This is a genomic window from Moorena sp. SIO3E8 (genome assembly GCF_010692445.1).
In the GTDB taxonomy this organism is placed as follows: Bacteria; Cyanobacteriota; Cyanobacteriia; order Cyanobacteriales; family Coleofasciculaceae; genus Moorena; species Moorena bouillonii.
This window is the reverse complement of record NZ_JAAHHM010000210.1, coordinates 1-7,846: the sequence shown is the minus strand read 5'-3', so window position 1 is coordinate 7,846 and position 7,846 is coordinate 1. Positions and strand designations below refer to the sequence as shown.

The following is a 7,846-nucleotide window of genomic DNA, read 5'->3' as shown; positions in this document are numbered from 1 at the left end:
TTGTTTCAGACGAGGATTTTTAAGAATTTTGGCATCTGCGATTAAGGGCATGCCTTTACCTACAGGTAGATTTATTCCCGATTTTTCTCCTGCCCCTGGATGAATCTTAAAAACATACCCTTGAAAGCCTAGAAGGACGGGGCGCGATTACCCAAAATTTTTGGGAAAGAAATCCTCGATGACTAGAAAAAAGGAGTTATCACAGCCCAACCATGGGTCGTGCCTTCCCGTAGCAGTTCAATGCTCGCGCATTGCAAAGGAGTTCCTTCCTAACAAGGAACATCCCTCTTTTCCTGAAATCTATCTCTTTGGTGGGGTGCCAACAAGAGAATATGGTGATTTAACTAAGTGTCAGTCACCTTACTCTCTTGCTTAGCTATCGGCTTTCGCCTCCGCTGCGCGATCAGAAACTCTTGTCTCCAGTCAGAGTTAAGAAGACCATACTCCACTAGCAATCTTTTGCAGTGGCGCTAGATGAGGTGTCTGGCATAGGAAATAGGCAAAAAATGCCCCGCCACAAGCACCAAGCAAGAAACCACTGGCAAATTCACTCCAGCCTTCTTTAGTTCCTAAGTCTTCTGGTGGATTGGGTGTGGTCAATGTTGCCTTAGGTTTGCCGGAGCCAGCCGCTCCATAAATAGATAAAGCAACTGTCAGAAGAGCCACTAAGCCAACTGTTGCCAGTAAACCAGCTGTGCTGGCATAGTCTGTCCCACGTAACGGACCTAGTAAGGCAAACGGTCCATACAGAAAGTAGCCATGAGCCATACCAACTTCTAGACCCCGGCGATTGGCTGAGAGCCCTTTACGGTAGGCTGGCAAGTTGTTGATGAAAGCTTTTGTGAAAGCAGAGGAATTAATTGGGGTGGCTAGATTACCCACTTGGGGATCTCCACCATGGTCAATTACATCCATCGTCATTGTAAATTTATCTCCTTAAAAATCGGATAAACCCCTTGAGTAATCATACTTTAGGGGGGAGAAAAGGAACTGAAAGAATCAGCACGAGTAATCTTTGCTGAGAAGTGCATCCTCTCGTAACGGATTATACGAGATATTGTTCTTTTTTCTAACCTTCTTAGTCTATGGCAACAATTTTAGCTTTAGTTCTTTACGGTAATATCACCTTTGCCAAACCATTGTAATAACCTAAAACCAACGGTTTTGATGACTAACCCCCTTTCAGCCTATTCGGTTTTTGTAATAAAAATTAATGAATTTTTGTAAAGAATTTCGGGGAAGTTTTGTTAAAAATCTTAATAATTATCCGACTCGGATAAACTTTCCAGTAATCTGAGCCATTGAAGAGGCTGAGTCGGTGGTATAAGGGCGGGTTGGGATAACCCCTGCCATCCTAGGAGGTGAAACGGGAAGTTAACCCAAATTGACGGGAGTTGTGTGCTTTTGTCTAGGTCAACCAGAGATGTTGATGTCAATAGAGGGATGTCAGACTGATTAGAATTGACGCCATCAAAGACTCAGCAAGGCCAGAAGCAACTATCAGGTTTTTGCCACAGGTTGTCTCGGAAATTCCGAGGTAGATCAAGGTATTTCATAGTCGTGAACCATGATAGGATTAACTTGTCGAAAAAATCGATAAGCACCTACACAGAATTAATTACCTACTCCAAATTTCTGTAACCCTTACCCTGCAAGGCTTTGAGTTTTGGAAAATGTGCCATTAATTTTGTTTACCTGCTTAGCTTCCTCCGCTGGGCATGCCCCACAACGAACATGCGCAGCATGAGTGTGGTCAGAAGTTCCCGCAAAAAGAGTGGAGCCAAAATAGTTGGCAGTCTGTGAGTTAAGGGTTAAATCTTTTTGTAGTAAGGCTCCACTCTTTTAAGGTTTCATCTCCGGGATGAATCGCGGAGCATTAACTCGCTATAAACAGCCTGAAAAACGTTATACTAAAAATAGTAGGGAAAACAAATTAAGAGCTAACCGCCACCTACGTGCTTAAAAATAGAACTTATTGTATTGTTCCGGCGCGGAGGGGCATCCCGTGTCGTTAATAAAGCTTACCGAGTATCCTAAGCGATGGCTGGAGTTGGTAAGAAGCCCACACTGTAATCTTCGGCGAAGCCGACGCTACGCGAACGATAAGCGTGTGGGAGTATGTCACTAATCTACCCCTCTAGTAAGCGGGTATCTGCCTTGTTTCAGTTATCATCGATAGCAGTGCTGGCTCTTTAAATTTAGAGCAAAGCCCAGGCTTGGCAGTGTAAGACCGACACTTACTTCGGTAGGTAGAGTCTTGCTTGAGATCAAACCCGCAACCAACACCATACCTAATTGGGTTGGTGTGGTTAAAGGTTCAACTTGTTACTGTATTAATTGGCAAATAGGAAAATAAGATATGACAGGCGCATACGCAGCTTCTTTTTTACCAACGATGCTAGTCCCCTTCATAGGCTTAGTTATGCCTACTGTAGTTTTGGGACTTTTGTTTATCCACATTGAAAGCGACGCTGACTAAACAAGCTAGAAGTCCTGCACGATACCAGCCCCCTTTTTTCAAGGGAGTATGGGTAAGAGTGGGACTAAATCATGCATGGGGGTTGACTCCCCAGAAAGGGTCATCAATCCCCACCTCCCTAGGGTTTTGGGCGATGCTGTTCGATGAGAGCACTCGTTAACGCTTAGAGGGCTTTACAGTCTTCTTAGCAGCTTTGGGCTTGGGAGTTCGCCGATAACTCTTAAACTGACTAATCCCAGCACTGGCAGATTTAACCACATCACTATCTGGATCCCTTAATGCCCTTTCAAGCAAGGGTATAACTTTTTCAGATTTAATATTACTCAGGGCTTCAACAGCAGACTTTCGCACCGATGGTTGGGGGTCTTGAATCAATTTGCCCATCAGGGGTATGGCCTGTTGAATTTCGGCTCTGAATCCTTGAGCAGCAGCAATTTTACCCAAAGCTGATGCAATTGATCCACGAATAAGGCTTTCAGGATGATTGATATAGTTACTTAACTGGGGAATATCGCTGGCTTGAGCATAATTTTCCAAAGCAGTTATGGTTTCATCCAAGTCTTGATCACTTTGGCTGGGCTGATCAGTAATAATTGGGGTTTCTGTCACCATTGGTTGCTCTGGCTGACTCGGCTCAGGCAATATTTCGTCCTCCAAGTCTTGATCACTTTGGCTGGGCTGATCAGTAATAATTGGGGTTTCTGTCACCATTGGTTGCTCTGGCTGACTCGGCTCAGGCAAGATTTCGTCCTTGACAACTTGTTGAGGCTCGTCTTGATTTGTTTCTGCCTCTTCTAATAATTCCACTAATTCATTACCAGTTTCCCCTGAACTATCCTCGGTTTTCTCTAGGTTCTTAACCTGGTCTGGTATTGGGGATTTATGAGCTTGTTCTAATTCAGCAATTTTTTGATGGGCTAACTCTAAATCAGCCTGATATTTCGCTTCCAAAGATTGCAGCTCGTTGCGAAAATTAGATTCAAGTTCTTCCTTTAACTCATGGGTAGCTTGTGTCAATTGTTCTTGATATCTTGCTTCCGAGGATTGGACACTTTCCAGAAGACTAGCATCAAGTTGTTGCTTCAGCTCATTAGTGGTTTGGGTTAACTGAGCCTGATAGTTTTCCTGTAAAGATTGGACAGGAGCAGCAGCGCTAGACTCTGCCTGATCTTTGACTTCGGCAATTTTCTGATTTAACTGCTCTCGATAACTTTCTTGCAGAGCTTGAGAACTTTGTTGTATCCTAGCCTCATACTTATTTTGAAAAACTTCTAATTTTCTGTCGGTTTGTTCGGAGAGAAAATCCAGTTTATTTTGCAGTATAAAAAATACGATTGCCCCAACAACGGCTGCTGCAAGTATAGCTACAATAATTGGTATCATGAGGGCTCCTCTTGGGGTTGATATTTAGTTGATTTTATCTGAAAGTGTGCCTGAAAACAGGGTTGTTGGGCAATAGCTTAAGGCGTCTGAAATCTTAAAAATTTGTAGAAATGGCCTGAACAGGGCAAGTGGGGATACACTGCTCACAGACAATGCAACGCGATCGCTTAAATTTCAATCGGAATGTCTCTGGCTCAAGACTAAGGGCTTGAGTGGGACAAACCCCAGTACATAAGCCACAATCGACACAACTATTCTCATCAATCAAAATCTCGCGACTTAGCAGGGAAACATCAATGTTTTGCGTCCGCATCCACTCAATCGCAGCATCTAACTCATCAATGTCGCCAGATAACTCTAGCACAAGTTTGCCGATTTGATTGGGAGCGACTTGGGCCCGGATGATATTAGCAGCCACATTGAAATCCTTTGCCAATCGGTAAGCCACCGGCATCTGAATCGCCCGTCGGGGAAAGGTCAGGGTTACCCGTTTTTTCATTGTGATTTGTCAAACTTTATCAGTACAGGAGTAAAAATAAACCTAACATTCCCACTCGTTAACAGTTAACACTCAACAGTCAGCCGTCAACCGTCAACAAAAAAACGTTTTAATCTCATTTACTTCTAAGTTGCTCAGAACTTACGCCCCAAACCGTGCTATTGCCGGACATTATAACTATAAACCGGGTTTTAAGGCTGTTGGTGCCTAAGTGCTCTTGTTGTAAAATGTAAAAAATTATAAAGTTATAGCAAGAAAGTTTTAGCAAGATGGCTATTAATTCACCAGACTCAACTACACCATCATCCTCCCCTTCAGTACCCACTAGTGGCAGCCGGATCAGAAACTTTTTAATTGCCCTAGTAGCGATCGCACTGGGTGTTGCCCTATTCTTGGGATTAAAAACTGAGACTAGTCTCGGTTCCTTGGAAGCCCAAGCTGAAGCATCTACCCCTCTAGAGATTGCTCTGAGCAATGGCAAGCCAACCTTGATGGAGTTTTATGCCAACTGGTGTACCAGCTGTCAAGCCATGGCAAAGGATTTGGGTCAACTGAAACAGCAGTATAAAACCAAAGTCAATTTTGTCATGCTGAATGTGGATAACAGCAAGTGGTTACCAGAATTGGTCAAGTATAGAGTAGATGGTATTCCTCATTTTGTATATTTTGATGAAGCCAGCACAGTGATCGCCCAAACTATTGGAGAACAACCCCGTCAAGTACTCGAAGCTAACTTAGATGCCATAGTAACCCATGTGCCTTTACCTTATAGCCAAGCTAGTGGTACGGTTTCGGATATTGACGATTCCCTGTCAGTTACAATCACTACTCAAGATGATCCTCGTAGCCATGGCAGTCAGGTAAAAGGCACAAGGTAAAAGGCACAAGGTATAAGGAAGCTTGCATAAAATTTATTAAGATTTTTGTAGCTTTATTTTCCCCTTTGCCCTTTGGCTTTCGCCCTTGAAGCTAATTTTCCGCTACAGTAAAGATTACCTGCTGACTAATAATCTGCCCCAGAATAATCTGCCCCAGTTGCTAGAGGGTTGCTGATTGATTTGCGAAAATGTCTAGAAAATCCCTGTCAAGCTACCCACAGCCTTTACCCTCAGCCACCAAACCCCTTGACCTAGGTAAACGAAAGTCGATCAGACCGAGGGGAACTTTTAGACGACGCCTAAAATACATATATTGGCGCTTGGTTCGTATGCAAGGAAAACCAGAAGCGATCGCACGAGGTTTAGCATGTGGTGTGTTTGCTGGGTTCTTTCCGCTGTTTGGTCTCCAGTTAATTATAGGGATTTTGCTGGCGGTACTCTTGCGAGGGAACAAAATAGCTGCTACTGCTGGAACTTGGATTAGTAATCCCTTGACTTATGTACCGATTTTTGCATTCAACTTTCACGTCGGAGAATGGCTACTGAATCAGGATGAATTGGCTAATGTGAGTTTCCAATCTTGGCAGGAATTTAGAGAATTGGGCTCAGAAATTGTCCTAACCTTATTTGTTGGTTGTTTCGCGGTTGGGTTGGTCTGTGCTGTGGTTAGTTATTGGTTGAGTGTAAAGCTGATCTATCGATTGCGGACTTCTCGTGCCTTGAAGTGTCAGAAAAAGCGATGTTCCGTTCGCGAAGCGGTTCCAAAGGAACAAGGAACCGCTTCGCGAACGCATCGCATTGACCACTATAGTGCTAACTCCTGAGTCCTGAGTAAAACTTGATACTTCATTCTTCATCCTTGATAACACTCAGGGAAATTAAATCCTCAATTTTTTTAATAGTGGTATCCCCTGCTAAGTAACCAATACCTCGATGAAGGTGCAGGCAAAACTGATTCCCTAGATTTTCTTGATCCAAAGTTAAGCCATCGTTATGGCAGCGTTGTTTGAGAGCAATTAGGAGCAGATCAGCCATATCTCCTGCCATCACGCTCCAAGTGAGTTCGAGGTTACTATCGGCAGGTATGGGAACCGGCGAGGGCATTGTCGGTTCGGCGAGGGAACGGCAGATTGCCCAGCGGCAAAGAACATTCCACTGAGGGATTTTGGTTTGACGTTTGAGTTTAATGAGTTGGTCTTTGGCAGTTTGGGAAAGTGTGATCTGGTTGATTGGGGGTTGCATGAATAAATTAATGCTTAATTGCTTCAAATGGACTGATACCACCTTTTTGGTAAAAGGTTAAAAGTTAAAGGTAGAAGGGAATCGCCTTACCTTAATTGATAGTATTGTCTGACGTTGATCTTTATTTAATCTTTACATTAATCTTCACCTAGTTAATTAGAATTTAATCAAGCTCTATGGGTTTTCACCTAAAATTTTTTTCAGTAGCAGAAAAAGTTTGCTGTTTACTACTACTGGACTAAAAAAGTGATCAATGTCTAATGCTGGCGCTGTCATTATTGTCATGGGAATTAGTAATGGTAATTATTAGCGGCTAAAGGCTTTGCGCTTCTACAACGCCAGCTTGGGCGATGACTTTTAACATTCTCGAAACTGTTTCGCGTGATTTTGATAATGAGAACAATTTTGGGCACACCGGGCGACGACATGATTTCAGCTAGCGGTGGAAAAACTACTATTTTCCCTAGCACTGGCAAGGATGATCTTACCGTTTTCCAAGGGGGGAATAATACCATCTTCGCCAATGAAGGCAATCAGGGTGATCGGGTTAGCGTAGGTATGGGCAGCAATAATACTGTCTACACAGGCGTTGGCGATGATGTGATTACAGTCTTTGAAAGTAATGAGAATTTAATCTTTGCAGGGGAGGGGGATAACCAGATCAGCCTGGTTAAAAGTGACAACAATCAGATTTTTGTTGGTGCTGGGGATGACACAATTTCTACGGAAAGGGGGGATAATGAAATCTTTGCTGGTGATGGGGATGACTTTATCACTACTCTTTTTGGTGACAATATCATCTACATGGGCGCTGGCGATGACAGAATTACCACTAAATTTGGTGATAATGTTATCTTCGCAGGAGCTGGAGATAACCTGATCGATGCTCAATCCGGTAACAATAAAATCTACGCTGGCACTGGTAATGACCAAATTACGACTGGCTTGGGTGATGATTTAATTTTTGCCGGAGTTGGCAATAATTTTATTAGTGCTGGCATTGGGAATGATACTGTTTTCCTTGGCAGTGGTATTGACGAGTTTTTGCTGTTAGAGGGTGAGGGAGCAGTTACTATTCATGGCTTCCAATCAGGTCAAGATGTCTTCCAAAATAATGAACTCAGTTTTACTGTTTCTGGAAATAGTACCTTAGTATTTGCCGAAAGTGGGGATATTTTGGCAACTTTAATTGATGTACAACTATAGCAATCTTAAGGTCAGGATTTAGCTATAAGTACCAGGGTAATCGCATCTTAATTTTGTATAAAATGTACTTGACAAATAGTTAGGTGTGTGGGTCTACCTCCCAGAAGCCCAAGCAGTTAACCTGAGGATCAACAAAAGTTTCTATTTCCCCATCGTTGG

8 protein-coding genes are annotated in these 7,846 nt (G+C 43.1%); 4 read left to right on the top strand and 4 right to left on the bottom strand.

Annotated features, from left to right (window positions below; genetic code table 11):
* Positions 1–429: 429 nt before the first annotated feature.
* Entirely contained in the window at positions 430–915 is a 486-nt protein-coding gene (locus F6K46_RS36670) for a photosystem I reaction center protein subunit XI (RefSeq protein WP_198954299.1), read from the bottom strand.
* 1,444 nt (positions 916–2,359) lie between these two features.
* Here F6K46_RS36670 and F6K46_RS36665 point away from each other — a divergent pair.
* Positions 2,360–2,479, top strand: coding sequence for a photosystem I reaction center subunit VIII (locus tag F6K46_RS36665; RefSeq protein ID WP_071986957.1), 120 nt, complete (start codon positions 2,360–2,362; stop codon positions 2,477–2,479).
* 156 nt (positions 2,480–2,635) lie between these two features.
* Here F6K46_RS36665 and F6K46_RS36660 read toward each other — a convergent pair whose 3' ends face one another.
* Both F6K46_RS36660 and F6K46_RS36655 read right to left on the bottom strand, forming a co-directional pair.
* Complete coding sequence (locus tag F6K46_RS36660) at positions 2,636–3,862, bottom strand: HEAT repeat domain-containing protein (RefSeq protein WP_293067592.1); 1,227 nt, start codon at positions 3,860–3,862, stop codon at positions 2,636–2,638.
* A gap of 94 nt (positions 3,863–3,956) precedes the next feature.
* Positions 3,957–4,361, bottom strand: a complete 405-nt coding sequence (locus tag F6K46_RS36655) for an NIL domain-containing protein (RefSeq protein ID WP_075900204.1) — start codon at positions 4,359–4,361, stop codon at positions 3,957–3,959.
* 269 nt (positions 4,362–4,630) lie between these two features.
* On the opposite strand from F6K46_RS36655, the gene F6K46_RS36650 reads away from it, so the two are divergent.
* Entirely contained in the window at positions 4,631–5,239 is a 609-nt protein-coding gene (locus F6K46_RS36650; protein WP_293023288.1) for a thioredoxin family protein, read from the top strand.
* A gap of 188 nt (positions 5,240–5,427) precedes the next feature.
* Positions 5,428–6,063, top strand: coding sequence for a DUF2062 domain-containing protein (locus F6K46_RS36645; RefSeq protein WP_293067588.1), 636 nt, complete (start codon positions 5,428–5,430; stop codon positions 6,061–6,063).
* A 22-nt stretch (positions 6,064–6,085) separates the two neighbouring features.
* On the opposite strand, the gene dndE is transcribed toward F6K46_RS36645, so the two are convergent.
* Complete coding sequence (gene dndE, locus F6K46_RS36640) at positions 6,086–6,481, bottom strand: DNA sulfur modification protein DndE (RefSeq protein WP_293067585.1); 396 nt, start codon at positions 6,479–6,481, stop codon at positions 6,086–6,088.
* A gap of 393 nt (positions 6,482–6,874) precedes the next feature.
* Between dndE and F6K46_RS36635 the strand changes: the two genes are divergently transcribed.
* Entirely contained in the window at positions 6,875–7,687 is an 813-nt protein-coding gene (locus tag F6K46_RS36635; RefSeq protein ID WP_293067582.1) for a calcium-binding protein, read from the top strand.
* Positions 7,688–7,846 lie beyond the last annotated feature (159 nt).